The organism is Flavitalea antarctica, from assembly GCF_054461535.1.
This window is the reverse complement of the sequence record NZ_JBTLQG010000013.1, coordinates 75,247-92,656: the sequence shown is the minus strand read 5'-3', so window position 1 is coordinate 92,656 and position 17,410 is coordinate 75,247. Positions and strand designations below refer to the sequence as shown.

General features: G+C 44.8%; 16 protein-coding genes. 6 read left to right on the top strand and 10 right to left on the bottom strand.

The features are described from left to right. Positions 1 to 98 precede the first annotated feature (98 nt). A complete protein-coding gene (locus tag ACX0G7_RS14030; RefSeq protein ID WP_458924117.1) occupies positions 99 to 2,462 on the top strand; it encodes a TonB-dependent receptor in 2,364 nt (787 codons plus the stop codon). A 74-nt stretch (positions 2,463 to 2,536) separates the two neighbouring features. Here the strand turns inward: ACX0G7_RS14030 and ACX0G7_RS14025 are convergent, their stop codons facing one another. The 4 genes from ACX0G7_RS14025 to ACX0G7_RS14010 all read right to left on the bottom strand — a co-directional run bounded on the left by ACX0G7_RS14025 (position 2,537) and on the right by ACX0G7_RS14010 (position 5,220). Continuing rightward, positions 2,537 to 2,839: a rhodanese-like domain-containing protein gene (locus tag ACX0G7_RS14025; protein WP_458924116.1), complete on the bottom strand. Its 303-nt coding sequence runs from the start codon at positions 2,837 to 2,839 to the stop codon at positions 2,537 to 2,539. 56 nt (positions 2,840 to 2,895) lie between these two features. Next, positions 2,896 to 3,702: a PASTA domain-containing protein gene (locus tag ACX0G7_RS14020; RefSeq protein WP_458924115.1), complete on the bottom strand. Its 807-nt coding sequence runs from the start codon at positions 3,700 to 3,702 to the stop codon at positions 2,896 to 2,898. 46 nt (positions 3,703 to 3,748) lie between these two features. Beyond that, positions 3,749 to 4,747 carry a D-alanine--D-alanine ligase gene (locus ACX0G7_RS14015; protein WP_458924114.1) on the bottom strand — a complete coding sequence of 333 codons (999 nt, stop codon included), beginning with the start codon at positions 4,745 to 4,747 and terminating at the stop codon, positions 3,749 to 3,751. Between the two features lie 125 nt (positions 4,748 to 4,872). Continuing rightward, positions 4,873 to 5,220, bottom strand: coding sequence for a 4Fe-4S dicluster domain-containing protein (locus tag ACX0G7_RS14010; protein WP_458924113.1), 348 nt, complete (start codon positions 5,218 to 5,220; stop codon positions 4,873 to 4,875). 59 nt (positions 5,221 to 5,279) lie between these two features. On the opposite strand from ACX0G7_RS14010, the gene ACX0G7_RS14005 reads away from it, so the two are divergent. Continuing rightward, positions 5,280 to 6,278, top strand: a complete 999-nt coding sequence (locus ACX0G7_RS14005) for an acyl-CoA reductase (protein WP_458924112.1) — start codon at positions 5,280 to 5,282, stop codon at positions 6,276 to 6,278. Positions 6,279 to 6,576: 298 nt separating this feature from the next. After that, on the top strand, positions 6,577 to 8,064 hold the full coding sequence (locus tag ACX0G7_RS14000; protein ID WP_458924111.1) for a trypsin-like peptidase domain-containing protein: 1,488 nt from the start codon (positions 6,577 to 6,579) through the stop codon (positions 8,062 to 8,064). Positions 8,065 to 8,400: 336 nt separating this feature from the next. Here ACX0G7_RS14000 and ACX0G7_RS13995 read toward each other — a convergent pair whose 3' ends face one another. Then, the gene (locus ACX0G7_RS13995; RefSeq protein ID WP_458924110.1) at positions 8,401 to 9,684 is read right to left on the bottom strand and encodes an alpha-amylase family glycosyl hydrolase; all 1,284 of its coding nucleotides are present in this window, start codon (positions 9,682 to 9,684) and stop codon (positions 8,401 to 8,403) included. A 129-nt stretch (positions 9,685 to 9,813) separates the two neighbouring features. Between ACX0G7_RS13995 and ACX0G7_RS13990 the strand changes: the two genes are divergently transcribed. From ACX0G7_RS13990 to ACX0G7_RS13980, 3 genes are all read left to right on the top strand, one after another. Next, a complete protein-coding gene (locus ACX0G7_RS13990; protein WP_458924154.1) occupies positions 9,814 to 11,073 on the top strand; it encodes a 4-hydroxy-3-methylbut-2-enyl diphosphate reductase in 1,260 nt (419 codons plus the stop codon). A gap of 198 nt (positions 11,074 to 11,271) precedes the next feature. Further along, positions 11,272 to 11,661 (top strand): hypothetical protein, encoded by a 390-nt coding sequence (locus ACX0G7_RS13985; protein WP_458924109.1) that lies wholly within the window; start codon positions 11,272 to 11,274, stop codon positions 11,659 to 11,661. A 62-nt stretch (positions 11,662 to 11,723) separates the two neighbouring features. Next, positions 11,724 to 12,158, top strand: coding sequence for an META domain-containing protein (locus ACX0G7_RS13980; RefSeq protein WP_458924108.1), 435 nt, complete (start codon positions 11,724 to 11,726; stop codon positions 12,156 to 12,158). Positions 12,159 to 12,349: 191 nt separating this feature from the next. Here the strand turns inward: ACX0G7_RS13980 and accC are convergent, their stop codons facing one another. From accC to ACX0G7_RS13955, 5 genes are all read right to left on the bottom strand, one after another. Then, the gene (gene accC, locus ACX0G7_RS13975; RefSeq protein WP_458924107.1) at positions 12,350 to 13,687 is read right to left on the bottom strand and encodes an acetyl-CoA carboxylase biotin carboxylase subunit; all 1,338 of its coding nucleotides are present in this window, start codon (positions 13,685 to 13,687) and stop codon (positions 12,350 to 12,352) included. Positions 13,688 to 13,727: 40 nt separating this feature from the next. Beyond that, positions 13,728 to 14,216, bottom strand: coding sequence for an acetyl-CoA carboxylase biotin carboxyl carrier protein (gene accB, locus ACX0G7_RS13970; RefSeq protein WP_458924106.1), 489 nt, complete (start codon positions 14,214 to 14,216; stop codon positions 13,728 to 13,730). Positions 14,217 to 14,407: 191 nt separating this feature from the next. Then, positions 14,408 to 14,971, bottom strand: a complete 564-nt coding sequence (efp, locus tag ACX0G7_RS13965; protein ID WP_458924105.1) for an elongation factor P — start codon at positions 14,969 to 14,971, stop codon at positions 14,408 to 14,410. 69 nt (positions 14,972 to 15,040) lie between these two features. Further along, a complete protein-coding gene (locus tag ACX0G7_RS13960; RefSeq protein WP_458924104.1) occupies positions 15,041 to 15,592 on the bottom strand; it encodes a DUF5655 domain-containing protein in 552 nt (183 codons plus the stop codon). 80 nt (positions 15,593 to 15,672) lie between these two features. After that, positions 15,673 to 17,406 (bottom strand): TonB-dependent receptor plug domain-containing protein, encoded by a 1,734-nt coding sequence (locus ACX0G7_RS13955; RefSeq protein ID WP_458924103.1) that lies wholly within the window; start codon positions 17,404 to 17,406, stop codon positions 15,673 to 15,675. Between the last annotated feature and the right edge of the window lie 4 nt (positions 17,407 to 17,410).

Sequence of the window (17,410 nt, the reverse complement as noted above, 5' to 3'; positions counted from 1 at the left end):
TCCGCAGCATTTCCTTCAAATCAATTTTAGTCCCGTAATACAGATCGCTCCTGCAAATGGATCCTGTAGTACGGGACACCATTTAAACTTAATGGACGATGAAAAAATTGTTTTTGGGGATTTGCTACCTGATGATTTCCCACACTGTGACCTCCCAGCAAATACGCGGGAGAGTAACAGATGCCGCCACCGGCACCGCAGTAGCAGCGGCGACAGTAGAATTGGAAGACGTGTCAACCACGCTCACCAACGATTCGGGTTATTTTTATTTCAGGAACACTGGCCGGAACAACCCTTTGCTACGGGTCAGTAGCCTGGGATACCGCAGTGTTGAACAAAAGATTACCGGTAACGAGCAGGACCTTGTAGTGTCCTTGCAAAGATTCAACCTCATGATGCAGCCTGTCGAGGTCAGGGCCACCCGGGCAGGTGACAAGGCCCCATTCACCAAGACCAATTTGTCTAAAAAAGACATTGAAAAACTGAATTTCGCGCAGGATATCCCCTTTATTCTCAACCAGACGCCGTCTGTCGTTACCAATTCGGACGCAGGAAATGGTGTTGGCTATACCGGGATCCGGATCCGCGGATCGGATGCGACCCGGATCAATATGACGATCAATGGTATCCCTTACAATGATGCCGAATCACAGGGACTGTTTTTTGTTAACCTTCCTGACTTCGCTTCATCCATCAACAACGTGCAGATACAACGCGGGGTTGGAACTTCATCAAACGGAGCCGGTGCATTTGGCGCAACCATGAACTTCAGTACAAATGAGATCAACACGGCGCCTTATGCCGAGATCAATAATAGTGTGGGTTCGTTCAACACATGGAAACATACCGTGAAAGCAGGCAGCGGTATCATCGCTGATCATTTTACGATTGATGCCAGGCTTTCGAAAATCACCAGTGATGGGTTCGTTGACAGGGCAAGCAGTGATCTCAGTTCCTTTTACATATCCGGTGCCTACCTGTCCAAAAAATCATCCCTCAGGCTCAATGTTTTTTCCGGTAAAGAAAAAACCTACCAGGCATGGAACGGGATACCGGAAAGTTACCTCGATTCAAACAGGACCTATAATTCATCCGGCACTGAGAAACCCGGTGTTCCTTATGATAACGAAACAGACAATTATCAGCAGGACCATTACCAGTTACTCTTTAATCACCAGTTTAACCCGATGCTAAGTTTCAACACTGCTTTTTTTCTATCCAACGGTAAAGGCTATTATGAAAACTACCGGGCCGGCGAAGCTTATGAAGATTATGGCCTGCCGGCGGTTATCAACGGCAGCGATACAAGCTACGAGACCGACCTTGTGCGGCAGCTGTGGCTGGACAACAGTTATTACGGACAGGTGCTCTCCTTACAATATAAAAGCGGCCGATCCGAGTTAACCGCAGGCGGCGGCTGGAACCGCTACGATGGTAATCATTTTGGCATAGTACCCTGGGCAGCAGCAGGTTTTCCTGTTCAGCACAAATGGTATGACCTGGATGCCTATAAGACTGACGTTAATGTATATGCGAAGTATCAGTATAATGTAATGCCGGGGTTGCAGCTCTTCGGGGACATCCAGTATCGAAGGGTCCTGTACAATATCGGTGGCTTCCGTAACAACCCCGATCTGTTGGTCAGGAACATTTATGACTTTGTTAATCCAAAGCTTGGGTTATCGTATGCCAAAAACAATTACCAGGTTTATGCTTCCTATGCAATGGGAAATAAAGAACCCAACCGCGATGATTTTGAAGCCAGTCTCTCCCAGCAACCAAATCCTGAACGCATGCACGATTTCGAATTGGGGATAGAAAAAAGAGAAGGACAATACAGCTGGGGAATGGTCCTTTATTATATGCTCTACAAAAATCAACTTGTACAAACCGGTAAGATCAACGATGTAGGCGTACAAACAAGAACAAATATTCCGGATAGTTACAGGATGGGTGTTGAGCTCCAGGGAAAAGCCGCTTTCACAAACTGGTTGAGTATATCGGGGAACCTTACCCTGAGCAGGAACAGGATCAACAATTTCACTGAATATATTGATGACTATGATGCAGGCGGCCAGAAAGTAGTGAATCATGGAGAAACTGATATCTCCTTTTCACCCGCCATAACAGGTTTTGCGGGGGTAACCTTATTACCGGTGCGAAATCTTGAACTGAATTTGTTCAGCAAATATGTGAGTCGTCAGTTCCTTGACAACACTTCAACAAAGTCAAGGAGTATTGATGATTATTTCGTGCAGGATGTCCGCGTTTCCTACAGCCTTCGCCGTTTGCTCGCAAAAGAGATAAATCTGAGCGCACAGGTCTATAACATCTTCAACCGCAAATACGAATCAAACGGCTATACTTTCAGTTATTACTATGATGGTTCCCTGACCACCGAAAACTATTACTACCCGATGGCCGGGACCAACTTCATGATGAGTTTAAATATCAGGTTGTGATCGATTGGCACTGGTAAATATTAAGGCTGCATGAGTAGCCTTCAGAGGAGCGGGTTGGAAATTCTTTCCCGCTCCTAATTCATTCCCTGCCATGCCAGCATTCCGCCAACCAGGTTTTTCGTGTTTTTGAATCCCATAGATTCCAGGATCATGCAAGCCTGCCCGCTCCTTGCCCCACTTCTGCAATAACAAATTACTTCCTCATCCTTCAGGTCATCCAGTTCAGGCACATCCATCGACCGGATTTTTCCAAGCGGGATAAGTTTACCGCCAATATTAAATTCTGCATTTTCCGAAGGTTCACGCACGTCAACCAGGTGAAGCTTATCGCCCGCATCCAATCTTTTCCTGACTTCTTCTACTGTGATATTTTCCATGATTTGATTTTTTATCTGATATACTAAAATAACAAGTTCCAGGGCTGCGGATCATATTAATACATTACGCCGGAAGAATCAACCGGCCTTTCAGGTTTTTTAACGCCAAGAAAAACATCTATTGACTGTCCCTGCCTGATCCGGATAACCCTGTTATCAGCCGTCATCTTTTCCGGGCGTTGAAGATAAACATATGAGTTCGCCGAGTCAACTACATCACGATCAAAAATCGATGCTCCGATAGCGAGCCCGTTTCCTTCGAGTAAGGCCCTGGCCTGCTCATACGTCAATCCAACAAGGTCAGGTACTGCAAATTCATCCTGTCCGAGACCTGAGCCAAGAACCAGGGTAATCTTGCTTCCCATCGAGATCTTGGAACCTGGCTTAATCGAATTGCCATTATATAATTGATCAAGCACCGCATTTTTGGCGAAATCATGCCTGTATATCGTGTCTTCCAGCTGCAGTCCGTATTGTTTAAGTGCCACTTCTGCGCTGCGGAAGGTCATACTCATAAAATTCGGCATGTCGATAACCGGTGGTACGGAACGATTGATGGTAAGATAAACGGTACGGTTCACTTTAACCACTGCATCGGCATCAGGAAACTGCCGGACAACCGAATTCGCCCTGGCAGTGTCAACAAAAACCGAATCCTGGATCTCTACATCAAATCCCCGTTCTTCAAGCAGCTTTGTGGCTTCTGCCAGATCCTTGCCATTGACAGAAGGGATAGTAAGAATTTTCCCGTGTTTAGTGAGCACATCGAGATAGTTGAGAAAAAGGAACAGGACCAGGAAAACAAGCACAAGACTGATCAGAATGTGAACCCATAATGGCTTGCTGCTGATAAATTTAAACACAGGCTGAAAATATTTTATCTGTTTGTAATTAAGATCATGAAAATAATCAGGATTTCCGACTCAACGCATCTTCGATCAGGGCAGAGTAAAAATCCTTGAGTGTCCAGCCTAAAACCTTCACCTGCTGAGGTATGATACTTGCTTCACTTTGCCCCGGTACAGTGTTGATTTCCAACATAAACGGTTCCGATTTTTGCTCGTCATAAATAAAGTCGATCCGCACTACTCCGCGACAGTTAAGTACTTCATAAACTTTTTTAGCGGTGCTCCGGATCTGTTCGGTCATCGCTTCAGGGATCTGTGCCGGCGTGATCTCTTCGCTTTTACCTTCGTACTTGGCCTCGAAATCAAAAAATTCCTTCTGCGTTTTTACTTCAGTAATCGGAAGGACAATGATCTCTTTGGTCGTTTTGAAAACCCCAACGGTAAATTCGCGCCCGCTTATGAATTCTTCAATAAGGATCTGTTCATCTTCCCTGAAAGCTTTTTCCAGCGCCGCGGGGAGATCTTCAGCTTTACTTACTTTACTCATCCCAATACTTGAGCCGCCGCTGTTTGGCTTTACAAAAACAGGTAGTTTCAGTTGTGCCAGGATCACCTCAGGGGTAACCGGTGTATGCTTAAACAGGTGGAGCGATTTTGCCACATTCACACCCGCAAATCCTGCAACGGCTACGGTATATCTTTTATTCATGGTAAGCGCCGAGGTAGCTGCATCGCAGGAAGTATATGGCAGTCCCATCAGGTCGAGGTAACCCTGTAAACGGCCATCCTCCCCTGGTGTTCCATGAATGCCAATCAACACCGCATCAAAACGTATGTGCCTGCCATCTGTTACCAGTGAAAAATCATCTTTATTCACTGCTGTCTTTGTTCCATCAGGCGTTTCGTACCACCATCCCTTTGGAGTAACGTCAATTTTGTAAACATTGTATTTGTCGAGGTCAAGATTCTTTTCGATGGTGACCGCACTTTTGTAAGAGATCACCGATTCAGTTGAGTAACCTCCGGTCACGAAGGCAATGCTTGGCTTTGTGTTAGTCATTTGACAAAAATAACAAAGGTGAAGGAACATTTTCCCTTCACCTTTTTACGACGGGAAATATCACCCGTCAGCTGGAGTAGTTTTTACACTACATTCACTATTGTGAAACCTGAAGTTAAGAATTTTTATATATGAAGCCTTTCTTTTTTTTGCAAAAGCTCCTCTACGGTTTCCACATACATTTCATCCGGAACACAACAGTCTACCGGGCATACGGCAGCACATTGTGGTTCCTCATGGAAACCCTGGCACTCGGTGCATTTGTTAGGCGTAATATAGTAAGTGTCTACGCTCACAGGTGCATGCCGCTGGTCGGCATCCACAACAACACCATCGAGCAACGTAAACTTTCCCTTGATACTTGTTCCGTCTGAAATGGCCCACTCTACCCCGCCTTCATAGATCGCATTGTTCGGACATTCAGGCTCACAGGCGCCGCAGTTTATACATTCGTCTGTAATTTTTATCGCCATGCTTTTTATAAATTTTTAGAATTGATTGCAGTTACTTTGCAACACAAATATAAGGTTTGATGGATTTACAACAACGGTTAAATTTATTGGTGGAGATGGGCGGATATATCTCAGCGGCCCCGGATTCATGGCTCGCTGCGAAAGAAAAAGCTTACCGTGAGAATGGCTGGTTCATACCTGAATTTGTAGATCTGAGTACAAGTAATATCGTCACAGAATTTCTGGATCGTGACAAGCTGGTAAAACTCGCGGCCAGTTATAAGATCCCTGACACACCGAATAAAATCCGCAACGTCGGTATGATCATGGCAGGCAATATTCCGCTGGTTGGATTTCATGACTTCCTGTGTACCTTTTTATCGGGTCATCACCAGACCATTAAAATGTCGTCAAAGGATAAGGTACTCCTTCAGCATCTCGTTGAATGGCTATGGGACAAAGAACCATCCCTTAAGGAAGAGATCCGGTTCGGGGAGATGCTGAAAGGTTGCGATGCGTACATCGCTACGGGGAGCAATAACTCCTCCCGTTATTTTGAATACTATTTTTCCAGGTTCCCGCATATCATCCGTAAAAACCGGACCTCCGCTGCCATACTTTCCGGCAATGAAACGGTGGAAGAACTTGAGGCACTTGCGGACGATGTATACACCTATTTTGGCCTCGGATGCAGGAATGTAACCATCATTTATGTGCCGGAGAATTATGACTTTGTGCCGCTGCTTGAGGCCTTTAAAAAGTATAATTACCTCTTCGACATCCACAAATACAAAAACAATTATGATTACCAGCTCGCCATGCTGATGATCAACCGGGAACATTACATGACAAACGGATCAATCATTCTTCGTAAAAACGCTTCCCTGTTTTCCCCTGTCAGCGTGCTGAATTACGATACCTACCTCGATCCCGGGGTACTGGAAGCAAGCCTGCTGGGCAATGAATCCGTACAATGTATCGTCGGAGGCGGTCAACACTCGTTTGGCAGTTCTCAGAAACCGGGACTGACAGATTTTGCAGACGGAGCCGATACCCTGCAATTTTTGCTGTCGCTCTGAAATTTTGACAAAAGCTATCTTGTTAAGGATTTCCTTTTTTAATGCTCCCGAAAGAAATTTCCTGATTTCGCGAACAATTTTCTTTCAAAAAATTCTTCCCCCCACTGCCATGAAAATCCAAGGTTTTATTGGTGTTTGCCCGGTTTTGTTTTAAATTGTATAGCCAAGTACGAAGACTTTAGTAAATTATATGTTAAACAAAACAGGCGGTACAGCTTGTTACTTAATTGTTGCGTTTATTTACTGTGCGTATAGGCACACAATTTGAAAACAGGTAATATATAAATTCAGAGAGCATATGAAAATGAAACAGGTTTTAGCTGTTGTCTTTCTTAGTGCAGTAACCACTATCGGAACGATGTGGGGGTACAGGCACTTCGTGATGAAAGATCAGTACATATACCAGGGGTCAACTGATTCTGGTAAAGTACCTTCCAACTACGCAAAATTTATGGATGGTTTTGATGCAGGTTCTGCACTGGATTTCACGCCGGCATCTTCGGCTGCTATCCCCGCAACCGTGCATATTAAAACTAAAACCAATCGTACAGCATCGAACAATCTGCCAAGGAAAAATCCTTTCGCTGATTTGTTTGATATGGATATGGGCGATTTCTTCGGTGAGCGCTCACGGTCGCTTCCACAGGCAGCTTCAGGCTCCGGTGCGATAATCAGTGAAGACGGATACATCGTTACCAACAACCACGTTGTGGCGGGTGCGGACGAGATCAATGTAACACTGAGCAATAAAAAGACATTTAAGGCCAAGGTGATCGGTGCTGACCCTGCAAGTGATCTTGCAGTGATAAAGATCGAGGCTAAAAACCTTCCGTTCCTGGTCTATGGCAACTCCGACGAGGTAAAGGTTGGCCAGTGGGTACTTGCTATCGGCTATCCGTTAACGTTGGAGACCACCGTTACCGCCGGTATCATCAGCGCCAAGGGTCGTACGCTTGAAATAAACCGTCGCCAGAGCGATGCTCCTGTTGAAGCGTTTATCCAGACAGATGCTGCAGTGAACCCCGGTAATAGTGGAGGACCACTGGTGACTACTGATGGTAAGCTGATCGGTATCAACTCTGCGATTGCATCGCCAACAGGATCCTATGCAGGTTATTCGTTTACAATCCCGGTTAATATTGTTAAAAAGATTATTGCCGACCTGATGAAATTCGGTACCGTCCAGAGAGCTTACCTGGGTATCGAGTATGCACCGGAAAATATTTCTGAAGAAGAAAAGGAAAAAAATGGCATTGAAAGCGGCGAGGGTGTGTATGTTGTTGGAGTGAGGGATGCAGGTGCGGCTATAGGTGCAGGCATTAAAAAAGGTGATGTTATTACAAAGGTGAATGGATTGCCTGTATTAAATGCTGCTGACATGGTTGGCCAGATCGCCACTTATCGTCCTGGTGATAAGATCAACATCACTTACAGGCGCGATGGAAAAGAAATAACTACACCGGTTACGCTTAAAAATATTTCCGGCACCACTGAAGTTGTAAAAACTTCGGCTATAGATAAACTTGGAGCAAGCTTCAAGGATCTTAGCAAGGAAGCTGCGAAAGAGCTTGGAGTTAACGGTGGTGTCGTTATTGCCGAGATCAAAGGTGGTATCATGAGCAAGGTTCGTGTTCAGGAAGGATATGTGATCCTGAAGGCAAATGGTAAAGAAGTAAAAAGCGTTGCTGAATTTTCCAAAGTAATCGACGGAGCAACCGGTAGCGTTAAGCTGGAAGGTGTATATCCCGGTTACGAAGGAATTCATACAGTTGTAATCAACCTGTAAGCTGACCTGGTGTATAAAGCCCAATAGGTTTACAGCGTTTAGTTTCCATGTTGATGAGATAAGAAACGATCATCATTAGACAAGGTTAAATAAACAAATCCTAAGAGAGATATAATACAAAAGCCTGAGCGATGGTTATTCGCTCAGGCTTTTTTTATTTCCTGAGCGACGATCAATTCACGCTTAGGCTTTTTATCTGTTAACGATAATCAATTCACGCTTAGGCTTTTTATCTGTTAACGATAATCAATTCACGCTTAGGCTTTATATTTCTTAGCGATGATTATTCGCTTGGGCTTTTGTCTTTGGAATTTGTGCAACCCAAAAACCCTTATCTTATTTTAGTTCCTTTCTCAAAATAATGGCGTCCCAGGGTTTCGCATCGATCACAGCAGTATTACCAAAGTCCAGCACACGATTATCCAGGACACTTTTATAGAGTCCAGTCATCGCACCGGCGGAGACATCAACCTGAAGCTGTTCGTTGGAGAAGTTAAGACATACAACAACTTCATCGTCCGGTTCTCCCGACCGGTAACACAACACTTTGCGGTCCTGTGCAGTGACGATGCGCGTAGGAGACTGCGAAGGATATTGCCGGAAGACGGGATGTTCATTCCTGAAATTATTCAGGGTCTTATAGAAATCATGCAGCGAGAAAGTGCCTGACCATTCGATATGATCTTTTTCGAAAAATTTGAGTCGCCTCAGGTTTGGCATTTCCTGGCCGCTGTAGACCATCGGGATGCCGCTCCAGGTATAACAAAACACCGCGAGGGGGAGTGCGGCTTCCCCGTATTTTTCATACTCCGAACCATTCCAGCTGTTCTCGTCGTGATTGCTGGTAAAAAATAAGTGCCTGGAGCCAATGGGGTAACGCTTTTCATAATCAGCTAATACCCCCATTACCTCATCCAGCTGGATCTGCCCTTTGAAATACTTTTCCGTGCTGTGCATCCAGTTCCAGGCATAACCTGCATCGAAAACTTCGAAATAATTTGGATCATCGGATTCGGCCAGCCAAAACAATGGTTTTGGCGCATCGAGCTCAAGGCGCGCGTTTCTCCAGAAATCAAGCGGAACAAGGTGAGCCATATCACACCGGAACCCATCAATATTACAGGTATCTACCCAAAACTTCATGGCTTTGACCATTTCCCGGCGAAGCTTGTGGTCATAATAGTTAAGGTCAATTACGTCCACCCAGCCATGGCTGTCATAAAAGCTGCCTTCCTTATTTCTTTTGTAGAAGCCGGGATTTGTCCTGGTCCATACATGATCCCAACCGGTGTGATTGGCAACCCAGTCTATAATTACTTTGAAACCCAACTTATGCGCTTCAGCAACCAGGGTTTTGAAATCTTCTACGGTTCCGAATTCGGGATTTGTATCAGTGTAATCTGAGCAGGCGTAATAACTTCCAAGTATTCCGAGCCTCTTTTCGCGGCTGATAGGCGTCACGGGCATAAACCACAAAATCTCCACACCCATATCCCTCAGCCTCGGCAAATGGGTGGCAAAGGCAGCGAATGTCCCTTCCGTGGTGTACTGCCGGAGATTGACCTCGTAGATATTTGTGGCCAGGCTCCATGGTACGGCTTTAAACTGTCTGTCTGTCATAGTATTATTGAGATTGGCGCAAAATTAATGATAGATGCCCGGATTGAGCCATAACCCCGAAGTTTTGTATATTAATTGTTAACTAATCCGACCATCGTGGCATCGTGCTTAACCGGTTAAAGGCTTTCGATCAGGTTTCGTAACTTTGCCCACATCGTCATGAAAACATTCAATGTTCCCACTGCTTACCGGAGTCCGCTTATCACTGCCATCAAAAACAGGCGTAAGCAGAACGATAAAATGAAGAAAGACTTCTCTCCCACTTTCCTTGATTTAGGCCCCCTGCACATTTATGTAGCCAGGCATTTTGGGTTCTGTTATGGTGTGGAAAACGCTATTGATATTTCTTTCCGGACCATCGCCGAAAATCCCGGAAAAAAAATTTACCTGCTGAGTGAAATGATTCACAATCCACAGGTTAATGCGGACCTGAAAAATCAGGGAGTTGAATTTCTCCAGGATACATATGGAAAGCAGCTTGTGCCGTTCAGCAGTTTATCACCCGATGATATCGTGATCATCCCGGCCTTCGGGACCACACTGGCGATCGAAAAAGAACTGAACGGACTGGGCATACCAACTGAAAAATATAATACCACCTGCCCATTCGTTGAAAAGGTTTGGAACAGGGGCGACCAGATTGCGGCCAAAGGATACAGCCTTGTAATTCATGGCAAGCCCAAACACGAAGAAACCCGGGCTACATTTTCACATGCTTCCGCTACAGCCCCATCCGTGGTTGTTACAGATATGGCAGAAACGGTTGCCCTTGCCCGTTATATTACCGGTGAGGCAGATGTATTAGGATTTTACCAGGAGTTTGCGGGCCGTTACAGTGAAGGTTTCGACGCGTCCCGGGATCTGCAGCGGATAGGCGTAATCAACCAGACCACCCAGCTGGCAACGGATACACAGGCTATAGCCGATTACCTCAAACAGGTTATTCAACAACATTTTCAGTTGTCTGATACAAATATTGCAGAACGATTTGCAGATACCAGGGATACACTTTGTTATGCAACAAACGATAACCAGACCGCAGTGACGGGGCTGTTAGAACAGCCTGCTGATCTTGCGATCGTAGTTGGTGGTTACAACTCCTCAAATACCACCCACCTGGTAGAACTTTGCGAAGAGAAGCTTCCCGTTTATTTTATTAACTCGGAGGAAAATTTGATCTCAGGCAGTGACATCCTGCATTACGACTATCATAATAAACAGGAGTTGCTTAGCCATTCGTTTTTACCGCAACAGGTCCCTGCGAAGATCCTTATTACCAGCGGCGCTTCATGCCCAGACGCAGTAGTCGAAAAGATCATACGGAAACTTGCCGGCTTTTATGGCGTTGAATCAAAGGTTGATGAGCTCGCCGCCGCTTTCCAGGGTTAGGATCAATACCTGATCAACACCCCCGCCTGAATTCTTAAATTATTTAACAAATAGCTATTAAACCCGGGCACCGCTGCAGGGTCTGACTTGTGATCCCATCATCGTATGATCCGGTTCAATAGAGACTTTGAGTAGATTGTACGATGATTCAAAAACCGAGGGGTCGTGTTAAATCTTAAGTCAACTTAAATTTCAGCTATGCGACGTTTATTAATGTTAATGATTTTATCATGTGCTTTTGCTTCTTCCGGATTTGCCCAGCAACGTGACACCCTTCGTATTCAAAAGGACAGGCACCACGATCGACCCATACAAAAACTCGATCTTTCTGATGAACAGGCACGTCAGCTTAAACGCATCAACCAACAAACAAAAGCAAAAGCGGATTCATTAAAAAATGATACTGCCATAGATGCGGGCATGCGTCGGGAACTGCAAAAACAACTCATCGCCAACCGCAAAAAGCTCATCATGGAAACACTTACACCGGAACAACAAAAACAATACAATGAAGTGGTGAAAGAAAACATGAAGGCGAGACGAAAACACAAAAAGATTTCAACCGTATCAGACGTGGAACGTGACTGAAAATATTAAACGTGCAAGGCAAATCATTTGCCTGGACAAAGAACTGCACCCAAAAAACAATAATGAACAGGATTTTATTCGTTTTCGTTTTGATGTCTGCGTTGGGATTTATTGCCTGCACTGGTTCAGGGAACACAAAAATCAATACTCCTACGGCTACATTAACAAACACCTACTGGAAGCTAACAAGGGCGAATGATCGCCCGGTAACAACGCCTGAAAATTCGCGCGAGGTGCATATAAAATTCAGGAATGATGGTAACCGGTTACAGGGCTTTGCCGGTTGCAACGGGCTTGGAGGGAGTTATGTGTTATCGGGTAAAAATGGGATCAGGATCAGCGCTATCACGACGAAGATGTACTGTGACCGTATGGAAACCGAAAACTTTCTCACCGATGCGATCACAAAGGCCGACAATTACCGGGTAACAGGCGAAAGACTTTCCCTGTACCAGGGTAAAAAACTACTCGCAACATTTGATTCAGTGTACTTCTGACGAAAGAAAACTTCCGACAAAAGAAAATTCTGACAAAAGAAAAGTTCTGATTAAAAAAAACTTCTGACGAAAGAAAGCTGCTGACTAAAGAAACTGCTGACTAAAGAAAACTTCTTACAATAGAAAACTCCTGAAAAAGGAACGGCTATCCAAATGGATAGCCGCCTGTATCTGCAGTTAGTACTGATCTATTAAACCATCTTGAACGTGTCAAGGAATTTGGTGTTGAAATTGCCGGAAATGAAATCTTCGTTTTTCATCAGTTGCTGGTGAAAAGGAATAGTCGTTTTCACACCTTCTATTACATACTCACTCAGCGCACGACTCATCGTATTAATAGCTTCATTACGAGTACGCGCAACCGCAATTATTTTAGCTATCATGGAATCGTAATAAGGAGGTATCACATAGCCTGCATAAACATGTGAGTCTATCCTGATACCGTGTCCACCCGGTTGATGCAGGGTGGTAATTTTTCCCGGGCTTGGCCTGAAATCATTGTACGGATCCTCAGCGTTAATACGACACTCGATGGCGTACATCTGTGGTTCGTAGTTCAGACCACTGATTGCTTCCCCGGATGCGATCTTTATTTGTTCCTTGATCAGGTCAAAATTGGTCACTTCTTCGGTCACACAGTGCTCCACCTGGATCCTTGTGTTCATTTCCATGAAGTAAAAGTTACGGTGTTTATCGACCAGGAACTCGATGGTACCAACACTTTCATAACCGATGGCCGAGGCTGCTTTGATGGCCGCGTCACCCATTCTCTGGCGCAATTCAGAAGTCATAAACGGTGAAGGAGATTCTTCAACAAGCTTCTGATGACGACGCTGGATAGAGCAATCCCTTTCACTTAAGTGGCAGATCTTGCCATACCGGTCACCTGCGATCTGTATTTCAATGTGTCGTGGCTCTTCCACGAACTTTTCCATATAAATGCCATCGTTTTTAAAAGAAGCAGCGGCCTCTGTTTTTGCGGCATTATATGCGCGTTCCATTTCATCTTCTTCCCAAACCACCCGCATGCCCTTTCCACCACCACCGGCAGTTGCCTTCAGTATGATCGGGTAGCCCACATCTTTGGCCAGTGATTTGGCTTCTTCCAGGCTCGCCAGCAGGCTTTCACCACCTGGCACCACCGGAACGCCGGCTTTGATCATGGTTTCTTTGGCGGTCATCTTATCTCCCATGGAACGGATCTGTTCCGGCGTGGGGCCGATAAATTTGATATTATGTTCTCCGCAGATCTCCGCGAACCTTGCATTTTCAGCAAGGAATCCGTATCCGGGGTGTATGCCGTCTGCATTTGTTATTTCTGCAGCAGCCATTATATGTGGAATATTCAGGTAAGAATCGCTGCTTGCCGGTTTCCCGATACAAACGGCTTCATCCGCGAACTTTACGTGTAAACTGTCTTTATCAGCTGTTGAATAGACTGCGACGGTTTTAATGCCCATCTCGCGACAGGTGCGAATAACCCGGAGAGCGATTTCTCCCCTGTTGGCAATCATTATCTTTTTAAACATCTTGATATTTTGAGTGAGCTAACGGCGGGGCGTATAGCGATTATGGTTCAACGAGGAACAATGGCTGATCGTATTCTACAGGAGAAGCGTCTTCTACCAGCACTTTTACGATCCTGCCCTTTACTTCACTTTCTATTTCGTTGAACAGCTTCATCGCTTCTATAATGCAGACGACTTTGCCGGGGGTAACATCATCTCCAACCTGAACAAACTGTGGTTTGCCCGGAGAGGCGCTACGGTAGAAAGTACCGATCATGGGACTTTTAATAGTAATCAGGTTGTCTGCTGTTGCCTCGGTTTTGGGTTTGTCAGAGAGTGCCGGGGCTAAGGGCGCCTGGCCACCCTGGGGCTGAGGCTGTGGCTGGGGTGCATATGAAACTGGCATTTGAGAGCCGCCGGAAATGTAGTTCTGTACGGGCTCTTCTTTTTGTTTGATGATCACTTTGAAACCTTTCTCCTCTATAGTCACTTCACCAATATTAGATTTGTTAATCATCTTGATCAACTCCTGAATTTGTTTGAAATCCATCATTTAAAGTTTTTAGTGTCAATTACATTGGTGAAACAAGGACTAAGATAAGAAAAAGTTTGTTCCACGATTTTTATTGAACAATAAGCTTAAACTTTGTTTTTGTCTGTTGTACATGAAGTTAACAGGTTTATCGCCTCTTATGATTCAACAAACTCTTATTACACGTTGCAAAACAAGTTCCGGGCAAATTATTTCACACGCTCTACATAGTCGCCGGTCTTGGTATTCACCCTGATCAGCTCTCCTTCGTTTACGAATAACGGGACGTTAACCGTTGCGCCGGTTTCTACAGTCGCTGGTTTCAGCGTACGGGTAGCTGTGTCTCCTTTCATTCCGGGTTCGGAATAGGTTACCATCAAAACGATTTTATCGGGAAGCTCGACACTCATCGGGAGATCTGTGTCAGTATTGATTGCAACAGTCACTTCCTGGCCCTCTTTCAAAAACTGGGGAGCATCAACCATCGCCTCGTTCAGGGAAATCTGTTCGAAGGTCTCGTTGTCCATAAAAGTGTAGCCACTCTCATCTTTATATAAGAACTGGTATGTTTTCTTTTCAACGCGGATCGGGAAGATGGTATCACCGCTGTTCCAGGTATGTTCTATGGTACGGCCATTATCAACACCCTTTAATTTTGCCCACACTTTCGCTGCTGCCCTGGCTGTTTTATTCTGACCGAATTCTACCACGGAGTATAAACTGTTATCTAATTTGATAATCAGCCCCCGGCTCATATCTGCTGTAGTTGCCATAAATCGTTGCGGTTTGAGTATTTAGATGAAATATTTTCAGGCCGGCAAAGCTAGTGAAAGAATTTCATTTCAGTTCGCTTTTTCATAAGCAGCCTTTAGCCACTTAATTACCTCGTTATCAACATCCTTTTCGGAATTGAGCGTGATCTTGTGAGAACACATAGCGTTAGGTGTGGTGATTGCCTCAAGGCGCCCCGATGGCGGCTGGTCGCGGAGAATGATCCCCACTTCATAACGGGTTTTGCTTGCAGGTTGTAGTAACGCGAATTGCTTTTTGCGCCTCAGGCTTACATATGCTTTTTTGGGAGCTACTTCAATATCGGTCCCAAACTTAAGGACCTCCGCTAGCAGGCGGTCATATAGTGGGCGGAAATGTTCCTTGCCCTGGTATTGTTGTTCAATGAGGTCGCCGGTATCGTCCTGCGGCTTTAGGGCTGCCGCGGTTTTCAAAGCCACCAGGTTGGCAAAGCCATGAGAAAACGAGTATCGCTCTTTCAAAAATTTTACGATCTGGCCATGTTTCTCAAATTTCTCCACGCTCACAAGGGCGATCCATTGTTCCAGGCTTTTCCCGGTATTTTTCCGGAGATTTTCAATCATGGTGATTTCGCCTTTATCCATAAAATAGATTTAAAGGCTCAAAAGATAACAATTTCCCGGATCAATTAACCAGTTGAGAAGATAAAAAGCACCTTGCCGATCTAATGGTTGCGGCCAGTGCCGGATTTGCGGGGAATTGAATCAGTAACCTTTACCCCTGCAGGTTTTTGGTCAACCTGCAGCACCACTTTTGTCGTGATGCTTATAGCACCGTTCACGGCATCCGGACCATATAAGGCAACAGCTTGTGCATCTTTGAGGATGGTCATGCTCTGAATGCTGTTTGGATCAAGGTTCTTAAGATCTGTTCCTGCCGGTTGCCTTACACCATCAATTAAAATCACTACATCAGGATTGGTTACCTTTCCCCTTACCCTGATCACACCAGGGGCTTTAGTTTTATCAAGGCTGGCGTCAATAGGATCATTGATCAGTTGCAAATGACGGCTGTCATCGGTAAACACGGAATCCCTGCTGGAAAAATGGAGTTGTTTTTTATCAAAGTATACTGAGTCAGCTTCAATAGTGATGGAATCCCTTACAAAGTGCAACCCTATCTGTTTTTTATCGGTCACTGATATCTCCATTTTTTCGCCGCTGTTGGAATCGGCACGATAGTTTGGTTTTGTATAGATCCTGACCACCCCGTTTTTTCCTTTCTCGCCATATTGTAATGCATGTTCATTTTTCAACACTTCAACCCGGGCAATACTGTTTGGGTCGAGCCCCCGCACACAGTCACCATCCTTTATCACTTCATCCACGATAAAAAGTGGCCGGTTCTTCCCTTTGGTGGAAAAAAGGCTTTCATCCTTCCAGTGTGTGGAAGTATCGCCGGATCTGATATTTATTGCTTCCTGTTTGCTCTTTGCCGGAATCGTATCAGTTCCCTGCAGGTAGTAATCAACAGATGTAAGTGCATTAGCTTTATCCGGGTCATTGCCTGGTTGAGGACCGTTCAGCATTGTCCCGATATCCTCGCGGAAAGATAAAAGCAGCACTGCCAGGAGTGGCAGCACAAAAAGAAATTTCACCAGGTGGAATTTTGCACTGTTCATCTTGTTCATCATTGTTATTCTTTTTCGAAGAAATGAGAAATTAAATTGATTGGTTATCCGGAAAGATGCGCCACCGGCCACCTTTAACAACAGGTATTGATATTCTTTTTTATCCAGGCCGTTTTTAAGTACCTGTTGATCCGCAATAAATTCGAGGTTCTGACAAATAACTTTTTTGATCAGCCATGCAAAGGGATTATACCAGTTGAGGATACATAATACTTCTGCCCAGATCATGTCTGCAGTATGTTTTTGCCTCACATGTATAAACTCATGTTGTATGATCTCCTGTATCTCAAGCTCTCCGTGTTGGTCACGATTTATAAAAATGGAATTACCAAATGAAAAAGGCACTATGTTTTTATCCACCTGGAAGATCCTGACCGGATCCGCGGCTAATAATGTCGACGACTCACGCAGTTTATAATAAGAAAGAAACTGTGCAGACAACCTGATCAGCATAACCAGCATACCTGCCAGGATACCGCCCAATATCCAGTTCCACCGGTTATTGATATTGAACCAGCTTTGATTTTGTAATGCAGCCGGATCAATGACCGGTATTAAATTGATAACAACTGCCTGTTCAGGACCCATAGCATTCAGCACCGGGTTGATATCGATAAACGGAATCACAAAAGCAATCAATGAGTAGCCCACAAGATACCAGCGGTTCCAGGTATAAAAGGTTAGAGGCCTCAATATGAAACGGTAAAAAAGATAAACTACCGCTAAACTGACCGACAGCTTTATGAGATACTCAATAATAAAAGGCATGGCT

Bases quoted from the DNA above. Each gene is read 5' to 3' on its own strand.
- ACX0G7_RS14030 (WP_458924117.1), top strand. From the start codon at position 99: ATGAAAAAATTGTTTTTGGGGATTTGCTACCTGATGATTTCCCACACT.
- ACX0G7_RS14025 (WP_458924116.1), bottom strand. From the start codon at position 2,839: ATGGAAAATATCACAGTAGAAGAAGTCAGGAAAAGATTGGATGCGGGC.
- ACX0G7_RS14015 (WP_458924114.1), bottom strand. From the start codon at position 4,747: ATGACTAACACAAAGCCAAGCATTGCCTTCGTGACCGGAGGTTACTCA.
- ACX0G7_RS14010 (WP_458924113.1), bottom strand. From the start codon at position 5,220: ATGGCGATAAAAATTACAGACGAATGTATAAACTGCGGCGCCTGTGAG.
- ACX0G7_RS14005 (WP_458924112.1), top strand. From the start codon at position 5,280: ATGGATTTACAACAACGGTTAAATTTATTGGTGGAGATGGGCGGATAT.
- ACX0G7_RS14000 (WP_458924111.1), top strand. From the start codon at position 6,577: ATGAAAATGAAACAGGTTTTAGCTGTTGTCTTTCTTAGTGCAGTAACC.
- ACX0G7_RS13995 (WP_458924110.1), bottom strand. From the start codon at position 9,684: ATGACAGACAGACAGTTTAAAGCCGTACCATGGAGCCTGGCCACAAAT.
- ACX0G7_RS13985 (WP_458924109.1), top strand. From the start codon at position 11,272: ATGCGACGTTTATTAATGTTAATGATTTTATCATGTGCTTTTGCTTCT.
- ACX0G7_RS13980 (WP_458924108.1), top strand. From the start codon at position 11,724: ATGAACAGGATTTTATTCGTTTTCGTTTTGATGTCTGCGTTGGGATTT.
- accC (WP_458924107.1), bottom strand. From the start codon at position 13,687: ATGTTTAAAAAGATAATGATTGCCAACAGGGGAGAAATCGCTCTCCGG.
- accB (WP_458924106.1), bottom strand. From the start codon at position 14,216: ATGGATTTCAAACAAATTCAGGAGTTGATCAAGATGATTAACAAATCT.
- efp (WP_458924105.1), bottom strand. From the start codon at position 14,971: ATGGCAACTACAGCAGATATGAGCCGGGGGCTGATTATCAAATTAGAT.
- ACX0G7_RS13960 (WP_458924104.1), bottom strand. From the start codon at position 15,592: ATGGATAAAGGCGAAATCACCATGATTGAAAATCTCCGGAAAAATACC.
- ACX0G7_RS13955 (WP_458924103.1), bottom strand. From the start codon at position 17,406: ATGCCTTTTATTATTGAGTATCTCATAAAGCTGTCGGTCAGTTTAGCG.